Source organism: Kitasatospora sp. NPDC059146 (assembly GCF_042786665.1).
Classification (GTDB): domain Bacteria; phylum Actinomycetota; class Actinomycetes; order Streptomycetales; family Streptomycetaceae; genus Kitasatospora.
The window spans coordinates 32669-46382 of sequence record NZ_JBHZCY010000021.1; the positions used below are offsets into that span (position 1 = coordinate 32669).

Below are 13714 nucleotides of genomic sequence, written 5' to 3' on the forward strand. Positions count from 1 at the left end.
TGGGCCCGGGGGCGGGTGCGGCGTGCCGGTGCTCACCCGTCCGGCCGAGCGCGCGGCACCCGCGACGACACCAACCGGCCGTACCGGCGGGGTACTTGACAACGATCCGCCAGTGGGAGCGGGCCAGTCGGGTGGGGTTGGGTCCGTTCGGGCCAGCCCGGCCGCCACCGGCGCGCGGGTGTTCGAGGGCGGTGCTTACGGTGGCGACGCTCCCCCACGGCCCCGTGGAGCAGCGCTCCGGGGCCCTTCGCCGCAGAGAGGCGCCCCACTCCATGACCAACACCCGACGGCCCCGCCCGGCCGCTCCCCGCTCCGCCCGGCTGGCCGCAGGAGCCGCCCTCGCACTGGCCGGCCTGCTGGCCGCCACCGCCTGCTCCGGAGAGTCGACGCCCGCCCGGCAGGCCGCCGAGCCTGCGGTCACCGCCGAACCGGCCGCGCTCAGCCCGTCCCCCGGCAACTCCCCCTCGGGGAGCGCCTCCTCGAACGCGGTGGTGCAGCTGACCCCGGCCGTCGGCGCCAAGCTGGACGCCGCGATCCAGTCGGTACTCAAGCAGAACTCGGTGCCCGGCATCTCGGTCGGGATCATCACGCCGGGCGGCACGTACCAGAAGTCCTTCGGCGTCTCCGACAAGACCGCCAACACGCCGATGGACCCCGGGCTGTTCAGCCGCATCGGCAGCGAGAGCAAGACCTTCACCGCGACCGCCGTGCTGCGCCTGGTGGACCAGGGCAAGGTGGCGCTGGACGACCCGATCTCCAAGTACGTGGACGGCGTCCCCGGCGGCGACGGGATCACCGTGCGCCAGCTCGGCGAGATGCGCAGCGGCCTGTTCCCGTACAGCTCCGACCCGGACTTCGTGAACACCCTGATCGGTGACCCGAACCACGTGTTCACCCCGGACCAGCTGCTCGCCTACGGCTACAAACACCCCGCCGTGTTCCCGCCCGGGCAGCGGTTCCAGTACAACAACAGCAACTACATCATCCTGGGCAAGCTGATCGAGAAGGTCGGCGGGCAGAGCGCGGGCGACTTCCTCCAGGCCCAGGTGTTCACGCCCGCCTCGCTGGCCAAGACGAGCTTCCCCACCGACGGGACGCTCCCCGACCCGCACGCCCACGGCTACACCGACCAGACGCCCAACGGGGACATCCAGGACGCCACCAACTGGAACCCGTCCTGGGCCTGGACGGCCGGGGCCGTCATCACCCAGCTCGCCGACCTGGAGAGCTGGGCCAAGACCATGGCCACCGGCGCCATCATCAGCCCGGCCAGCCAGACCGAGCGGTTGAAGACCCTGCCCACCGGCGACCCCGGCGTCACCTACGGCTTCGGGCTGTTCGACAACAACGGCTGGATCGGGCACAACGGCTCGATGCCCGGTTACGAGAGCGTCGCGGTGTACATGCCGGAGGCCCAGGCCACCCTGGTGCTGCTGCTCAACACCGATGTGATCTCCCAGGGCCAGGAGCCGTCCACGCTGTTCGCGAACGCGATCACCAAGATCATCTCGCCGAACAACGTCTACGCGCTCCCGGCGGAGACCGCCGCACCGTCGGCCCCGGCCTCGGGCGGCGCGTCCGGCCCGGTGTCCGGCTCCCCCTCGGCCGGCAGCTCCGGCAGCGGCGCGCCCTCGCTCCCGGGCAACGCCCCCACCACCGTGCGGGCCTGACCGCAGCGCGCGGACAGAGCAGGAGGCCCGACCCGGCGCGAACGGGTCGGGCCTTCCGTACTCCTGACCGACCGTCAGATTCCCAGGACCTTGCCGAGGTCGTACGAGACCGGCTCCTCCAACTGCGCGTAGGTGCAGCTCTCCGGCGTGCGGTCCGGCCGCCAGCGGCGGAACTGGGCGGTGTGCCGGAAGCGGCTGCCCTCCATGTGGTCGTAGGCCACCTCGACCACCCGCTCGGGGCGCAGCGCGATCCAGGACAGGTCCTTGCCGCCGGTCCAGCGGCTGACCGCCCCCGGCAGCCGGCCCTCCGCGTGCGCGGACTCCTCCGCCCAGGCGCCCCAAGGGTGTTGGGCGAGGTCGTCCATCCTCAGCGGGGCCAGCTCCTCGACCAGTTCGCGCCGGCGCGCCATGGAGAAGGCGGCGCACACGCCGACGTGCTGCAACCGGCCCGCGTCGTCGTGGATGCCCAGCAGCAGCGAGCCGACCACCGGGCCGCTCTTGTGCTCGCGGTAGCCGGCCACCACGCAGTCGGCGGTGCGCTCGTGCTTGATCTTGTACATGGTCCGCTCGCCCGGCCGGTACGGCTGGTCCAGCGGCTTGGCCACCACGCCGTCCAGCCCGGCGCCCTCGTACTCGGCGAACCAGGTCCGCGCCAGCTCGGCATCGGTCGAGGCCGGGGCGGTGAACACCGGGTCGGCGGCCCCGGCGAGCGCCGCCTCCAGGGCCGGGCGGCGCACCGACAGCGGCTCGTCCAGCAGCGAATCGTCGCCGAGGGCGAGCAGGTCGAAGGCCACGAAGGAGGCGGGCGTCCGCTCGGCGAGCAGCTTCACCCGGCTCGCCGCCGGGTGGATCCGCTCCAGCAGCTCCTCGAAGCGCAGCCGCCCGTCCCGGGCGATCACCACCTCGCCGTCCAGCACGCAGCGCGGCGGCAGCTCCCGCCGGAAGGCCTCCACCAGCTCGGGGAAGTACCTGGTCAGCGGCTTGCCGGTGCGGCTGCCCAGCTCCACCTCGTCGCCGTCGCGGAACACGATGCTGCGGAAGCCGTCCCACTTGGCCTCGTACTGCATCCCCGGCGGGATCCCCGCCACCGACTTGGCGAGCATCGGGGCCACCGGCGGCATCACGGGCAGGTCCATGCGTCCCAGCCTGGCGCGGTTCGCCCCGGGGCGCGCGCCGGGCACGGCGCCCTTAGCGTGAGAGGCATGGGCACAGCCGTCGAACTGGAAGTCGCCGGGCGCACCGTCCGGCTGTCCAATCCGGACAAGGTGTACTACCCCGAGCGCGGCTTCACCAAGTTGGACGTCGCCCAGTACTACCTGGCCGTCGCCGACGGGGTGCTGCACGGGCTGCGCGACCGGCCCACCACCCTCCAGCGCTTCCCCGACGGGGTCGACGGCGAGTTCTTCTACCAGAAACGCGCCCCCAAGGGCCTGCCGGACTGGCTGCCCACCGCCCGGATCGAGTTCCCCAGCGGCCGCTCCGCCGACGAGATCTGCCCCACCGAACCGGCCGCCGTGCTGTGGGCCGCCAACCTGGGCTGCCTCACCTTCCACCCCTGGCCGGTCCGGCGCGGCGACACCGACCACATCGACGAACTGCGCATCGACCTCGACCCGCAGCCCGGCACCGACTTCCACGACGCCGTCCGCGCCGCCCACGAACTGCGCGCCCTGCTGGCGGAGCACGGGCTGCGCGGCTGGCCCAAGTCCTCCGGCGGGCGCGGCCTGCACGTCTACGTCCCGCTGGTGCCCGAGTGGACCTTCACCGACGGGCGGCACGCCGTGATCGCCCTCGGCCGGGTGCTGGAACAGCGGATGCCCGGAAAGGTCACCACCGCCTGGTGGAAGGAGGAACGCGGCGAACGCATCTTCGTCGACTACAACCAGATGGCCCGTGACCGCACCATCGCCTCCGCCTACTCGCTGCGCGCCCGCCCCCGCGCCACCGCCTCCGCCCCGCTGCACTGGGACGAACTCGACGACGCCTCCCCCGAGGACTTCGACCTGCGGACCGTCCCCGCCCGCTTCGCCGAACTCGGCGACCCCAACGCGGAGATGGCGGACCACGCGTACCGGCTGGAAGCCCTGCTGGAGCTCTACGACAAGCAGCTGCACGACGAGGGCCTCGGCGAACTCCCCTACCCGCCCGACCACCCCAAGGCCGCCGGCGAACCGCCCCGGGTGCAGCCGAGCCGGGCCCGCAGGAAGCCGGCCTGACACGCCCAGGGGCCGTCACGGGCCCGTCTAGTCTGACCGGATGCCCTTCGACCACAACGACCACTACCACCGGCCACTGCTGCGCCGCGTGCCACCCGGCGCCCGCCGCGCCCTGGACGTCGGCTGCGGCACCGGCCGCTTCGCCCGGGCGCTCGCCCGCCGGGGCCTGGAGGTGGACGCCGTCGACCGGGACGAGGCCGTACTGGCGGCCGCCCGCGCCGCCGGCGGGCCCGCCGGCATCCACTACCGGCGGAGCGACCTCGCCGAACTCCACCTGCCGCCCGGCCACTACGACGTCATCTCCTGCCTGGCCAGCCTCCACCACCTCCCGCTGGACACCCTGGCCCGGCTGCGCGAGGCGCTCGCGCCCGGCGGGGTCCTGGTGGTGCTCGGCTGCTACCGCGAGGCCACCGTCCGGGACCGGCTGGTCAGCCTGGCCGCCGTCCCGGTGAACGCGCTCTGCCGCCTCGCCGTCCACCTGCGCGAACGCGGCGCCCCGCCCGCGGTCGTCCCGGCCCCGGTGATGTGGCCGCGGACCACGCTCGCCGAGGTGCGGGCGTACGCCGCCCGGGAGCTGCCGGGGTACGCGCTGCGGCAACTGCTCTTCTGGCGCTACCTGTTGGTCTGGCGGCGCGACTAGGCTGACGGGGCTGACGATCATCGACCACGACGGGACGGGATGCGTGATGGGGACGCGGGGGCTGGCGGAGATCCTGGCGGACGCGGCGGGCGGGGTGTTCCCGCCGCCGGACGGCTCGGTGACGGTGGTGCCGCAGCCCTCGCCGCGCGAGGCCGGGGTGATCGCCTTCGCCGCGCACGCCGTGGTGTTCACCGACCAGGACCCGGACTGGGTGCGCGCCGCGCTCGCCGCCGCCCCGGGCGACCCGCTGTCCGCACCGCTCTGCCCGCCCTTCCTCACCGCCTTCGCCGAGCGCACCGGACGGACCGTCAACAACATCGACCTGCTCTCCGTCGCCGACCGCCTCCCGGGCGGTCCGCCGCTGCCGCTCCGCCCGGTCGAGGACCGCGAACACCCGCGCGTGGTCCGGGCGTTGCGCTACCGCGAGGACGTCCGGGTGTACGAGGCCGACGGCGGCGTGCTCATCCTGGGCCGGGGCGTGGCCGGCCGCTGGGAGTCCGCCGTCGAGGTCGACCCGCATGCCCAGGGCCGGGGCCTCGGCCGCGCCCTCGCCACCGCCGCCCGCCACCTGCTGCCGGAGGGCGAGGTCGTCTGGGCCCAGCAGGCCCCCGGCAACGCCCCCAGCGTCCGCGCCTTCCAGGCCGCCGGCTACCGCCCGGCCGGCGCGGAGGCCCTGCTGGTGCTCGGGCAGCCGTAGCGCGCGGTCCCGGGGTCAGCGCACCAGGACCCGGTCGGCCGCCCGGTCGTACCCGAGGAACGGGCCGGTGCCCGCCGCGTACGTCGGTACCGATCTGCCCAGCCGCCGCCCGACCGTGGCCAGGAAGCCGCACAGCACGTCCAGCCCTTCCTGGTCGCGGAGTTGCGCGACGTCGACGTCCAGGTCGATCCGCTCCGCACCGCCGAACCGGAACACCGCCCCCACCCCGGGGCCCGGCCGCACGCTCAGCACCGGCCGCGCGGCCCCGCCCGGAGGCCAGGACAGCACCTCCTCGGCCCGTGGCAGCGCCGTCTCGAAGCAACCCACGAAGAACACTCGCTCCCAGCCCCGCTCCACCACCAGGTCCAGCAGCGCCTGCCAGTCCGCCGCTGTGGTGTCCGCGATGCCCTCGCCGGGCAGCCAGCCGTCGGCGGCCGGGTCGAGCAGCCACCCGGCGTGGTCCGCCCAGCGCAGCGGCTCAGCCATCCACGTGCTCCGCGCGCAGCAGGACGACCCGGTCGGCCTCGGGGTCGTACCCGATCATCGGGCAGTTCGGGTAGCCACCCTCGGCGTACATCACCACCGGCTTGCCCAGCCGCTGCCCGATCGCGGTCAGGAAGGCGCAGAGGACGTCCAGGCGCTCCTGCCCCTGGAGCTCCAGGAGCGAGACGTCGAAGTCGATCGCCTCGGCGGCGTAGAACCGGAAGATCGCGCACACCTCCGCGGTCGGCCGCACCACCAGGCTCGGGCACTCCGCGTCGTCCGGGCGCGCCAGCACCGCCGCGGCCGCCGGAAGCGGCCGGACGGTGTCGCCCTCGTCGTACTCGTACGCCCAGCCCCGTTCCCGGACGAGGTCGAGCAGCAGCTGCCAGTCGGCCTCCGTGGTGCTGTCCACCATCACGTCCGGCAGCGTCCCCCCGTCGCTCGGGTCGAACATGTTCGCCACGTCGTCCCAGACCAGCGACTCGGCCATCTACGCCCTCCGAGCGCCCGCCGGGGCCAGGTCGGCGATGGTGCGGACGGCGTCGGCGATCTGCTGGTCCGTGAGGTCCCCGCGGGCGGTCAGGCGGAGGCGGGAGATGCCGTCCGGGACGGACGGGGGGCGGAAGCAGCCCACGGCGAGGCCCGCGCGGAGGCAGTCGGCGGCCCAGGCGACGGCGGCCTCCGGGCCCGGGGCGCGGACCGAGACCACGGCCGCGTCGGGTTCGCAGGCGTGCAGGCCGGCGGCCGTGAGGCGGGCGGAGAGCGTGCGGGCGACCTCGCGGGCGCGGTCGGCGCGCTGCGGTTCGGCGCGCAGCAGGCGCAGCGCGGCGAGGGCGGCGCCGGCGGCGGCCGGGGCGAGGCCGGTGTCGAAGATGAAGGTGCGGGCCGTCTCGGTCAGGTGCCGGACGACCCGGCGCGGGCCGAGGACGGCGCCGCCCTGGGAGCCGAGCGACTTCGACAGGGTGACGGTGGCGACGGTGTCCGGCTGCCCGGCCAGCCCGGCGGCGGCCAGTGCGCCGCGCCCGCCGGGGCCGAGCACGCCCAGCCCGTGGGCGTCGTCCACCAGCAGCGCGGCCCCGCCGGCCCGGGCGGCCTCGGAGAGTGCGCGCAGCGGCGCCGCGTCGCCGTCCACCGAGAACACCGAGTCGCTGACCACGAGGGCCCGCCGCTGCTGCCGCCCGGCCAGCACCTCGGCCACCGCGGCCGGGTCGCTGTGCGGGGCGCGGTGGACGTCGGCGCGGGCCAGCCGGCAGCCGTCGATCAGGGAGGCGTGGTTGTAGGCGTCGGAGACGATCAGCGTGTCCGGGTCGGTCAGCGCGGTCAGCGCGGCGAGGTTGGCCGTGTACCCGGAGGAGAACACCAGCGCGGCCTCGACGCCGCAGAACTCGGCGAGTTCCCGCTCCAGTTCGGTGTGCAGCGCGGTCGTCCCGGTGACCAGCCGGGATCCGGTCGACCCCCCGCCCCAGCGCAGCGCCGCCTCCGCCGCGGCGCCGGTCACCGCCGGGTGCCTGGTCAGCCCGAGGTAGTCGTTGCCCGCGAGGTCCAGGACCGCGTCCTCGGCGCACCGGCTGCGCAGCGTGCGGGTCAGTCCGGCGTCGGCGCGCAGCGCGGCGGCCTCGTCGAGCCAGTCGAAGACGTGTGCGGGGGCGGGCCCGGCGGCGGGGCGGGGCTGGGAGGCGAGGGGGTGGGCCATGCCCGGCACTCTGGCACGGGCGGCGAGAGCGGGGCAATGTGCGACTCCGCACAGCTCAGCCGGGTTTTCTTGTCGCCGTCCACTCCCTGTTCATCTGCTGTCAATCAGAGGAACACTATTCGTTTCCTTGGGCGCCCCGCATCAGCTCCTACTTTCGACACCTCCCACCGGAACGGCAAAACTTTCGGGTACGCTCCATGCCGATCTGCACCTGGGGGGTGGGCACGTGACAGACCTCGAGTTCGAGCGTCGAATGAATCCTTGGCTCTTCGACGACAAGGGCAATCTGACCGAAGAAGCCAAGAAGCAGTTTCCGGACCTGGCAGGCGGCAACGCCGCCCCCGTCTCCCTGAACCCGGCAGGCGGCGGCGCAGCCGTGACGGTCAACACCGGAGTGCTTCACCAGGCCGCCCAGAACGCCTTCGCGCTACGGGACTCCGTCAAGTCCGAGTGCACCCAACCCGGCGACCACGTCACCGCCGCGGCCGGCGCGCTGAAAGGGTGGTCCCTCGGCGGCGCGCTCACCGGTTCATGGGGGACGTGGTCGAGCCAGGCCGACTCCCTGAAGGGTGCGCTGGGCGACATCGGCACGAACCTGCAGACCACCGCTCAGACGTACGACAAGACCGAGAGCGACATCCACGCCAGTTTCGCCAAGCCGCAGGCCCAGAACTAGCCACAGCGCAAGCGGGGGAAAGCAACACCATCATGGTGACATTCAGCCAGCTCCAACAGGTCGACCTCACCAGCCTCGACGCCGCCGCCGGCGACTTCGAGACCCTGGTCCGCACGTGGGACCTCACCCGGCGGATGCAGAACGAGGTCATCGGGACCGTCACCCAATCCGGCTGGCACGGTGACGCCGCCGGCCTCGCCAACGCCAAACTCACCTGGGCCCGCGACCAGATCCACGCCGCCTTCGAGGAGGCCTCGGCACTGGCCAAGACCCTTCGGGACGCCCACGCCGAGATCACGGCCGCCAAGCAGGACCTCACCAACGCGGTGCACAACGCCACCACCGCCGGTCTCACCGTCAGCGCCGAGGGCGGGGTGAGCTGGCCCGCGCCCACGACCGAGGTGGACAAGCGGGACCCGGAGTACGGCAAGAGCTGGAAGGCCAAGGCCGATTCCGCGGCCAAGGCCATCGGCGACGCGATCGACCGCGCCACCGAGGCCGACCTCGACGCCGCCAGAGCCCTGGGCGACGACACCGGCAGCGACGGCACCACCTTCAATGCCAACCCGGTCGGCGGCATACCGGAGGAGGAAGCCAAGGCGGCCACCTACATCCTCAGCCTCGGCAACAAGGCCAGCGACGCCGAACTCAAGCACCTCCAGAGCATCCTGGACCACCACAACAACGACCCACGGTTCGCCACGTCCTTCTACGGAAACCAGGACCCGGCGACCTTCATGGCCAAGTACGGCGCCATGGCACAGAGCGGGGACTACGCCAACAGCCCGGCCCGCTCCGCCGCGATCAAGGGCATCCAGCAGGACCTCGGCCTCACCCTGGCCACCGCGACCGACACCAAGAACCTGCCGCACGTCTCGGACGACTGGGAGACCAGGTTCCGGGCCGCGGGCGCCAAGCAGATACCCGTCCCGCCCGGCGCCGACCCCGCGCACAGCCCGTACGGCTACCAGATCATGGCCAATCTGCTGCGCAGCGGGAAGTACGACGCGCACTTCCTCGACCCGGTCGCCGCGCACGTCACCCAGTTGACCAACGAGAACCCGATGCGCTGGGACGCCGCGACGAAGGCCTCGTACCCTTTCACCGAGCTCAAGTTCATCGGCGTACCCGACAAGGACGGCAACATTCGGGGCATCAACCCGATGTCCGCCGTCCTGGACGCTCTCGGACACAGCCCGGAGGCGGCTACCAAGTTCTTCCATGACACTCCGACGACGTACAACCCCGACGGCACGGTCAAGAGCCACGGCGGCGAGAACACCTACCTCAAGATGCTCACCGACAACGGCTCCCGGTCACTCCTGCTCGACCAGCAGTACCCGCCCCGGCCGAACCCGGGCACCGCCGAACCCTTCGATGTCACCTCCCTGGGGCACGCCCTGGAGGCTGCGACCACGGGCCGCGCGTACGACGACGTGCACGGCAAGTTCCCTCCGCACACCAGCGACATGAACGCCGTCATGCAACAGGTCGTGACCAGGTTCGGCACCGGAGACGGTCCGGACCTCCTCCACGGCGGACTGTTCTCGAACCTCAACGGCAGCCTCGGCAACATGACCGCCAACTACATCGGCGACATCCAGGGCGCCCTGGAAGGACCGGGCTCCGCCTCCCACCTGTTCAGGACGGGCGAGGTCGAGCGCCTCCTCGGCACACTCGGCCGGGACCCGGACGCCTATGCCTCGATCGCTGCCGGGCAGCAGGCCTACACCACGGCCCAGATCCAGGACGTGCTGGCCCACCCCGAGCTACACAAGGACCTAGCCGTGGCGGTCGAGAACATCGCCAAGCCGGCAGGTCAGGTCAACGGCCTCATCACGAGCGCCATGGTCGACGAGGTATACACCAAGCACGCCGCCAGTGATGCCGCGTACAACGCCGCCATCGACACCAAGCGGGAGCTCGCCGGCCAGCTCTGGTCGTTCGCCGGCGACGCCTTGAAGGAGCGGGCACCCCTGATCGGCGAGGGCATCGACAACGTGGCCAACCAGATCATGGACAACGTCGCCGCCGGGTACAAGGTGGACACCCACAATGCCGCGAGCGACGAGGCCGTGGATGCCAAGCAGCAGGCCGAGGCCAACGCCCAGCAGGCGATCGTCAACGCGGTGCGCGACGCCGGCCGCACAACGGGCGCCGACCCGAACTACATCAACGACGTGGCCCGCCGGGCCGCGCAAGAGGAGAACACCGGCTACGGCAGCGGCAGGGACTCCTTCGGCACCGCCTTCCCTAAGAAGAACTAGACCCCCGGACGCCGCACCCCAGGCCACGACCGAGAGCGTTGAGACATGGTTGACGTCGCCCACATCGTCCCGCCGTCCCCGGACGACTCCCCCCGGCGCCGGTCCCGGGCCCGCCCCTGGCACGCCGCCGTCGCCCTCGCGGTGGCGGCGGCTGTGGGCGGCGGGCTGTGGGCCTGGAAACCGTGGCAGGAGGTGGACCTGCCGCAGAGCGCCTGTTGGGACCTGGTGACCAAGGACGAGCTCAGGGTGCTCGCGGGCCCGGACGGCCGTGGCTACGAGGGCGCCCACCAGGACCGGATGGCAACCCCGTCGGACCCGGTCAACGGCGACCGGTACGGCAAGTGCGAAGTCTGGTGGGCCGGGCAGCACACGACGGCCGACAGCCTTCTGTCGGCAACCGTCTCTCCCGCGTACGACGGGATCGACGCCGACCGGCAGAGGGACACCGGGGAGGCCGGTCGCACCGTGCCACTGGACTTCGGCCCCGACGCAGTCGGCTGGGTGGCCGACGCGGGCGGTGACAAGTCTCCCCAGGTGCGGTTGTACCTCCGGTGCGACGGTTACCAGCTGCCGGCGGAGCTTCGTAAGGGCGACGCCGCCCCGGCGTACGTGCAGGTCTCCGTCGACGGCGAGCCCTGGGTCTCCACCTCGCCCCGTGCCAGGATCCGGCAGACGTACGCCGATGTCGCGCTGAAGATCGCGCGGGCCGCCGCGGGCTCGTACAGGTGCACCAACACCCCTCGGCTCGCCGCCACCGCCCCCACCGTTCCCGTCGAGTGATCCCGGGCTTTGCCGGGGGTGGCGGCCAGCAGGCAAGATAGCCCGGTGACCCTCCTTGATCTGATGCCGAAGCCCGCCACTCCCGATGCGCTGTACGAGACCTTCGCGGCCTGGGCGGAGGAGCGCGGGATCACGCTGTACCCGGCGCAGGAGGAGGCGCTGATCGAGCTGGTCTCCGGGAACAACGTCATCCTGGCCACGCCGACCGGCTCGGGAAAGAGCCTGGTGGCGGCGGGTGCGCACTTCGCGGCGCTGGCGGAGGGGCAGCGGACCTTCTACACGGCGCCGATCAAGGCGCTGGTGTCGGAGAAGTTCTTCGACCTGGTGAAGATGTTCGGCACCGAGCAGGTCGGCATGATGACGGGTGACGCGAGCGTCAACCCGACCGCGCCGATCATCTGCTGCACGGCCGAGGTGCTGGCGCAGATCGCGCTGCGCGACGGTACCCGGGCGGACATCGGCCAGGTCGTCATGGACGAGTTCCACTTCTACGCCGAGCCGGACCGCGGCTGGGCCTGGCAGATCCCGCTGCTGGAGCTGCCGCAGGCGCAGTTCCTGCTGATGTCGGCGACGCTGGGCGACGTGCGCCGCTTCGAGGAGGACCTGACCCGCCGGACGGGCCGTCCGACCACGGTGGTGCGCAACGCGACCCGCCCGGTGCCGCTGTTCTACGAGTACCGGCGCACCAGCATGCACGACACCCTGGAGGAGCTGCTGCAGACCGGCCAGGCGCCGGTCTACGTCGTGCACTTCACCCAGAAGGAAGCGGTGGAGCGGGCCCAGTCGCTGATGAGCATCAACATGTGCTCGAAGGCGGAGAAGGAGGCCATCGCCGACCTGATCGGCGGCTTCCGCTTCACCACCAAGTTCGGCCGCAACCTGTCGCGTTTCGTCCGCCACGGCATCGGCGTGCACCACGCGGGCATGCTGCCGAAGTACCGCCGGCTGGTCGAACGCCTCGCCCAGGCAGGCCTGTTGAAGGTGATCTGCGGGACGGACACGCTCGGCGTGGGCGTCAACGTGCCGATCCGCACGGTGCTGTTCACCGCGCTGTCCAAGTACGACGGCCAGCGCGTGCGCATCCTGCGCGCCCGCGAGTTCCACCAGATCGCCGGGCGCGCGGGCCGGGCCGGCTTCGACACCGTGGGCCAGGTCGTGGCCCAGGCGCCGGAGCACGTGATCGAGAACGACAAGGCGATCGCCAAGGCCGGGGACGACCCGAAGAAGAAGCGCAAGGTGGTGCGGAAGAAGGCGCCCGAGGGCTTCGTCGGCTGGACCGAGGAGACCTTCGACAAGCTGATCGGCGCCGACCCGGAGCCGCTGGTCTCCCGGTTCAAGGTGAGCCACGCGATGCTGCTGTCGGTGATCGGCCGCCCGGGCAACGCCTTCGAGGCGATGCGCAAGCTGCTCACCGACAACCACGAGGACAAGGCGGCCCAGCGCCGCCACATCCGCACCGCGATCGCGATCTACCGCTCGCTGCTGGAGGGCGGCGTGGTCGAGCGCCTGCCGGAGCCGGACGCGGAGGGCCGGATCGTCCGCCTGACCCTGGACCTCCAGGAGAACTTCGCGCTCAACCAGCCGCTGTCCACCTTCGCGCTGGCCTCCTTCGAACTGCTCGACCCGACCTCCCCCGCCTACGCGATGGACGTCATCTCGGTGGTCGAGGCGACCCTCGACGACCCGCGCCAGATCCTCGCCGCCCAGCAGAACAAGGCGCGCGGCGAGGCCGTCGGCGAGATGAAGCGGGACGGCATCGAGTACGAGGAGCGGATGGAGCGGCTCCAGGAGATCACCTACCCGAAGCCGCTGGAGGAGCTGCTCACCCACGCGTACGAGGTGTACCGCCGGGCGCACCCGTGGATCGGCGACCACCAGCTCCAGCCGAAGTCCGTGGTGCGCGACCTGTACGAGCGGGCGATGACCTTCTCGGACTACGTCGGCTTCTACGAACTCGCCCGCACCGAGGGCATCGTGCTGCGCTACCTGGCCGGTGCGTACAAGGCGCTGGAGCAGACCGTCCCCGAGGACGTGAAGACGGACGACCTCAAGGACGTCATCGCCTGGCTCGGCGAGCTGGTCCGCCAGGTCGACTCCAGCCTGCTGGACGAGTGGGAGCAGCTGGCCAACCCGACCGAGGCGGCCACCGCCGAGGTCACCCTGGACGACAAGCCGGCGCCGGTGACGGCGAACGCCCGGGCGTTCCGGGTGCTGGTGCGCAACGAGCTGTTCCGCCGGGTGGAGCTGTGCGCCCTGGAGCACTGGGGCGCGCTCGGCGAGCTGGACGGCGAGTACGGCTGGGACGCGGACCGCTGGGCGGACGCCATGGACGGGTACTGGGACGAGTACGACGACCTGGGCACCGGCCCGAACGCGCGCGGCCCGAAGATGCTGATCATCGAGGAGGAGGACTCCGCCTGGAAGGTCCGGCAGATCTTCGACGACCCGGAGGGCGACCACGACTGGGGCATCAGCGCCGAGGTCGACCTGTACGGCTCGGACGAGGAGGGCCGGGCGGTCGTGCGGGTGACGGCGGTGGACCGGCTCGGCGGCTGACCTCCGCCTCCTGACCGGCCGGGGGCCCGGCACGCG

At 72.3% G+C, this 13714-nt stretch carries 12 protein-coding genes; 8 read left to right on the forward strand and 4 right to left on the reverse strand.

Annotated elements, in window-relative coordinates; genetic code table 11:
* Positions 1–272: 272 nt before the first annotated feature.
* Positions 273–1670, forward strand: a complete 1398-nt coding sequence (locus ACFXPX_RS12295) for a serine hydrolase domain-containing protein (RefSeq protein WP_380640913.1) — start codon at positions 273–275, stop codon at positions 1668–1670.
* Between the two features lie 74 nt (positions 1671–1744).
* Here ACFXPX_RS12295 and ACFXPX_RS12300 read toward each other — a convergent pair whose 3' ends face one another.
* A complete protein-coding gene (locus tag ACFXPX_RS12300) occupies positions 1745–2806 on the reverse strand; it encodes an ATP-dependent DNA ligase (RefSeq protein ID WP_380640915.1) in 1062 nt (353 codons plus the stop codon).
* 66 nt (positions 2807–2872) lie between these two features.
* Between ACFXPX_RS12300 and ligD the strand changes: the two genes are divergently transcribed.
* From ligD to ACFXPX_RS12315, 3 genes are read left to right on the forward strand one after another with little or no spacing between them, the layout of a single operon-like run.
* Positions 2873–3886, forward strand: coding sequence for a non-homologous end-joining DNA ligase (gene ligD / locus ACFXPX_RS12305; RefSeq protein WP_380524439.1), 1014 nt, complete (start codon positions 2873–2875; stop codon positions 3884–3886).
* A 40-nt stretch (positions 3887–3926) separates the two neighbouring features.
* A complete protein-coding gene (locus tag ACFXPX_RS12310) occupies positions 3927–4526 on the forward strand; it encodes a class I SAM-dependent methyltransferase (RefSeq protein ID WP_380591702.1) in 600 nt (199 codons plus the stop codon).
* Between the two features lie 46 nt (positions 4527–4572).
* The gene (locus ACFXPX_RS12315; RefSeq protein ID WP_375886457.1) at positions 4573–5223 is read left to right on the forward strand and encodes a GNAT family N-acetyltransferase; all 651 of its coding nucleotides are present in this window, start codon (positions 4573–4575) and stop codon (positions 5221–5223) included.
* Between the two features lie 15 nt (positions 5224–5238).
* Here the strand turns inward: ACFXPX_RS12315 and ACFXPX_RS12320 are convergent, their stop codons facing one another.
* From ACFXPX_RS12320 to ACFXPX_RS12330, 3 genes are read right to left on the reverse strand one after another with little or no spacing between them, the layout of a single operon-like run.
* Complete coding sequence (locus ACFXPX_RS12320; protein WP_380640917.1) at positions 5239–5709, reverse strand: hypothetical protein; 471 nt, start codon at positions 5707–5709, stop codon at positions 5239–5241.
* Positions 5702–6196 (reverse strand): hypothetical protein, encoded by a 495-nt coding sequence (locus ACFXPX_RS12325; protein ID WP_380591708.1) that lies wholly within the window; start codon positions 6194–6196, stop codon positions 5702–5704. The genes ACFXPX_RS12320 and ACFXPX_RS12325 overlap by 8 nt, the downstream gene beginning before the upstream one ends.
* Positions 6197–7399, reverse strand: coding sequence for an 8-amino-7-oxononanoate synthase (locus tag ACFXPX_RS12330; RefSeq protein ID WP_380640919.1), 1203 nt, complete (start codon positions 7397–7399; stop codon positions 6197–6199).
* A 226-nt stretch (positions 7400–7625) separates the two neighbouring features.
* On the opposite strand from ACFXPX_RS12330, the gene ACFXPX_RS12335 reads away from it, so the two are divergent.
* The 4 genes from ACFXPX_RS12335 to ACFXPX_RS12350 all read left to right on the forward strand — a co-directional run bounded on the left by ACFXPX_RS12335 (position 7626) and on the right by ACFXPX_RS12350 (position 13678).
* Entirely contained in the window at positions 7626–8075 is a 450-nt protein-coding gene (locus ACFXPX_RS12335; RefSeq protein WP_380591712.1) for a hypothetical protein, read from the forward strand.
* Positions 8076–8107: 32 nt separating this feature from the next.
* Positions 8108–10342, forward strand: a complete 2235-nt coding sequence (locus ACFXPX_RS12340) for a hypothetical protein (RefSeq protein ID WP_380524446.1) — start codon at positions 8108–8110, stop codon at positions 10340–10342.
* A gap of 45 nt (positions 10343–10387) precedes the next feature.
* Entirely contained in the window at positions 10388–11122 is a 735-nt protein-coding gene (locus ACFXPX_RS12345; protein WP_380524447.1) for a hypothetical protein, read from the forward strand.
* Positions 11123–11185: 63 nt separating this feature from the next.
* Entirely contained in the window at positions 11186–13678 is a 2493-nt protein-coding gene (locus ACFXPX_RS12350) for a DEAD/DEAH box helicase (protein WP_375886633.1), read from the forward strand.
* Positions 13679–13714: the final 36 nt, after the last annotated feature.

Coding starts and splice junctions, on each gene's coding strand:
- ACFXPX_RS12295 (WP_380640913.1), top strand. CDS start 273: ATGACCAACACCCGACGGCCCCGCCCGGCCGCTCCCCGCTCCGCCCGG.
- ACFXPX_RS12300 (WP_380640915.1), bottom strand. CDS start 2,806: ATGGACCTGCCCGTGATGCCGCCGGTGGCCCCGATGCTCGCCAAGTCG.
- ligD (WP_380524439.1), top strand. CDS start 2,873: ATGGGCACAGCCGTCGAACTGGAAGTCGCCGGGCGCACCGTCCGGCTG.
- ACFXPX_RS12310 (WP_380591702.1), top strand. CDS start 3,927: ATGCCCTTCGACCACAACGACCACTACCACCGGCCACTGCTGCGCCGC.
- ACFXPX_RS12315 (WP_375886457.1), top strand. CDS start 4,573: ATGGGGACGCGGGGGCTGGCGGAGATCCTGGCGGACGCGGCGGGCGGG.
- ACFXPX_RS12320 (WP_380640917.1), bottom strand. CDS start 5,709: ATGGCTGAGCCGCTGCGCTGGGCGGACCACGCCGGGTGGCTGCTCGAC.
- ACFXPX_RS12325 (WP_380591708.1), bottom strand. CDS start 6,196: ATGGCCGAGTCGCTGGTCTGGGACGACGTGGCGAACATGTTCGACCCG.
- ACFXPX_RS12330 (WP_380640919.1), bottom strand. CDS start 7,399: ATGGCCCACCCCCTCGCCTCCCAGCCCCGCCCCGCCGCCGGGCCCGCC.
- ACFXPX_RS12340 (WP_380524446.1), top strand. CDS start 8,108: ATGGTGACATTCAGCCAGCTCCAACAGGTCGACCTCACCAGCCTCGAC.
- ACFXPX_RS12345 (WP_380524447.1), top strand. CDS start 10,388: ATGGTTGACGTCGCCCACATCGTCCCGCCGTCCCCGGACGACTCCCCC.
- ACFXPX_RS12350 (WP_375886633.1), top strand. CDS start 11,186: ATGCCGAAGCCCGCCACTCCCGATGCGCTGTACGAGACCTTCGCGGCC.